Raw genomic sequence first — 2,417 nt, 5'->3', positions numbered from 1 at the left:
CGATCGCCCAGATCGAGCTGTACACCAAGACCGACCAGTACCCCACCGGCGTGCACGTGCTACCCAAACACCTCGACGAGAAAGTCGCCCGACTACACCTCGACGCCCTCGGCGCCAAACTCACCACACTGTCCAAGGAACAGGCCGCCTACCTCGGCGTCGCCGTCGAAGGCCCCTTCAAACCGGACCACTACCGCTACTGAGCATCGACGTCACCTCCGGGGCCGACCGCAGTGTCCGGCCCCGGAGTTGGCCGGCTTGCCGGTGAACCGCCGGTCGTGCACCGCCGGTCAGTCGGGACGGCGGTCAGTCGGGACGGCGGTGGCGGGTGGGGCGGATCCAGGTCCAGACACACCAGACCAGCCAGGCCACAGAGACCAGCGCCGCGAGGGTGCGCAGCCGCAGCGCGCTGAGCAGCAACACCACCGCGAGAACCGCCAGCCACGGCCCGAAACCCCTCATCCCGACCTCCCGGGTCGATCGTCGGCCGATGCGCTCGGCAACTGCGACCACAACGCCCCGGTGAGCGCCCGTTCGCCGGCGAGGCGGCGACGGGCCCGTCGATGCCGCTCGGCGATCACGGCGGCCAGGTACATCACCTCCGGTCGCCCGGGGGGTGGTGGCGGGCCGGTCACCGCGCCGACCTGCCGCCACAGCAGCCGGGCCAGCTCGCCGCGCGCCGGCTCGCTGAACCCGTTGGCCCGGGCCAGATACTGCCGCACGGCAAGCGCCAGCTCCGCGTCCAACCGGCTCAGGTCCAGCGAGTACGCCCAGCCGGCCAGTTCCGGCACCATCGCCGGGACCGGACGCCACCTCGTCCCGGGCCGGGTGTGCACCACGAGGGTGCCCGCCGCCAGGTCACCCAGTCGCCGGCCACGGGCGTCGCTGAGCATCACGGTCAGCCCGACCGCCCAGGACAGCAGCGGCAGCACCAGACCCGGCCACTCCACGGCGACCCCGACCAGGGCCCGGGTCAGCGACTGCCGGAACCCGACGGGAGCGCCGTCGAGGCTCACCACCCGCAGTCCGACCGCCGCCTTGCCCGGCGTCCGGCCGTCGTTGAACCGTTCGCAGAGCACCGGGTAGCCGACCAGCAGCAGGACCAGCCCGACGGTGAGCAGGGCGCGTTCCATCGCCGCGTCGAGCACCCCGTACGGCAGGGCGGCCAGGACCAGCCCGGCCAGCGCGGCGAGCAGCAGCCCGGCGGCCAGCTGCACAAGCACGTCGAGCAGGAGGGCGAGCGCCCGGGAGCCGATCCGGGCGGCCCGCACGTCCAACTCGACGGCCTCGCCGCTGACCAGCCCGGCGTCGCCCCAACCCGGGGCGGTCCACGCTCGCGCCGCTGTGCTCACCCCGACAGTGAACACTATGATCGCGCGGTCGGAGGTGGCTGGTGGATGTCGACGCGTACGTCGCGGAGCACGGCGGGCAGTGGCGTCGGCTGAACCAGCTCTGTGGTCAGCGACGGCTTGACGCGGCCGAGGTCGACGAGCTGGTCACGCTCTACCAGCGAGCCACCACCCAACTGTCGGTGCTGCGTAGCCGCTCGCCGGACCCGGCGCTGGTCAGCGAGCTGTCCCAGGTGGTGCTCCGGGCGCGGGCGCGGCTCACCGGTCGGCCCCGACCCACCTGGACGGCCGTACGACGATTCCTGCTGGTCGGCCTGCCGGGCGCGATCTGGCGGGCAGCGCCGTGGTGGTGTGCGGTGGCGACCGCCTTCACCCTGCTCACCTTCACCCTGATGTGGTTCGTGGCGGACAACCCGGAGACGGCGGCGGCGTTCATCGGCGACGACGAGGCCGCCAACCTGGTCGAGTCCGGCTTCGCCGGCTACTACACGGAGTTCTCCGCGCCGACGTTCGCCTTCCACCTGTGGACCCACAACGCCTGGCTGGCAGCGAAGTGCCTGGCGGCGGGGGTGCTGATCGTGCCCGTCGGCTACCTGCTCTGGCAGAACGCGATCAACATCGGGGTGGTCGGCGGGGTGATGGTCTCCTACGGCCGGGCGGACGTCTTCTTCGGCCTGATCACCCCGCACGGGTTGCTGGAGCTGACCGGGGTGTTCGTCGCCGCCGGGGTCGGGCTGCGGATCGGGTGGGCGTGGATCGCACCGCCGGAGCAGCTGACCCGGGGCCAGGCGGTGGCCCGGGCAGGACGCGACGGCGTCCTGGTCGCCGTCGGCCTGGTCGCCCTCTTCGCCGTCGCAGCGCTCATCGAGGCCTTCATCACCCCCGCCCCCCTGCCAGCGCCCCTCCGCATCGCCATAGGCGCCACCACCTGGCTAGCCTTCCTCGCCTACGTCCTCACCCTCGGCTCCCGCTCCACCCCCGCCGATCCCCCTGTCGATCATGAAGTTGTTGCCCACGACACGCCGAGGCGGTGGCGATAACTTCATGATCAACGGGGTGGGTGGGTGG

At 72.2% G+C, this 2,417-nt stretch carries 4 protein-coding genes; 2 read left to right on the top strand and 2 right to left on the bottom strand.

The features are described 5' to 3' along the window. A partial coding sequence (locus tag KBX00_RS28915) for an adenosylhomocysteinase (RefSeq protein WP_210823690.1) occupies positions 1-203 on the top strand: 203 nt, incomplete at its 5' end. Positions 204-306: 103 nt separating this feature from the next. Here KBX00_RS28915 and KBX00_RS28910 read toward each other — a convergent pair. Beyond that, a complete protein-coding gene (locus KBX00_RS28910; protein ID WP_210831223.1) occupies positions 307-462 on the bottom strand; it encodes a hypothetical protein in 156 nt (51 codons plus the stop codon). Next, entirely contained in the window at positions 459-1,352 is an 894-nt protein-coding gene (locus KBX00_RS28905; protein WP_307869112.1) for an RDD family protein, read from the bottom strand. The genes KBX00_RS28910 and KBX00_RS28905 overlap by 4 nt, the downstream gene beginning before the upstream one ends. A gap of 41 nt (positions 1,353-1,393) precedes the next feature. Here KBX00_RS28905 and KBX00_RS28900 point away from each other — a divergent pair, with 41 nt between their 5' ends. Beyond that, positions 1,394-2,389, top strand: a complete 996-nt coding sequence (locus tag KBX00_RS28900) for a stage II sporulation protein M (protein WP_210831222.1) — start codon at positions 1,394-1,396, stop codon at positions 2,387-2,389. The last annotated feature ends 28 nt before the right edge of the window (positions 2,390-2,417 follow it).

Source organism: Micromonospora sp. C95 (assembly GCF_018070465.1).
Taxonomy (GTDB): Bacteria; Actinomycetota; Actinomycetes; order Mycobacteriales; family Micromonosporaceae; genus Micromonospora.
The sequence above is the reverse complement of the archived record's forward strand: the minus strand, read 5'-3'. Positions and strand labels throughout refer to the sequence as shown.